At 51.4% G+C, this 245-nt stretch carries 1 pseudogene; it reads left to right on the forward strand.

What is annotated here, in order from left to right:
- A pseudogene (locus tag J1784_RS00030) lies at nucleotides 1–126 on the forward strand (IS3 family transposase); the annotation flags it as partial.
- Nucleotides 127–245 lie beyond the last annotated feature (119 nt).

The following is a 245-nucleotide window of genomic DNA, read 5'->3' on the forward strand; positions in this document are numbered from 1 at the left end:
CAGACTGGATACCGAAAACGACGCTATTACGGTGGCGGAAAGCCTTCTTTTGCCAGTCCAAATTACCTTGAACGCCAGTTCGTTGTCCCAACCCCAAATACGCATTGGGTGAGTGACATGACTTATAGTGTGCCCGGAGTTCAGGGCGAGCATGGACGCTCAAATGAACCACGAGTCTGTCTGGAATATTGAACCGGTAACTCACGATGAGAAACCCAACAATCCCACCGGGTGTGACGGTGGAG

The sequence above is a fragment of the Rahnella ecdela genome (genome assembly GCF_019049625.1).
GTDB lineage: Bacteria > Pseudomonadota > Gammaproteobacteria > Enterobacterales > Enterobacteriaceae > Rahnella > Rahnella ecdela.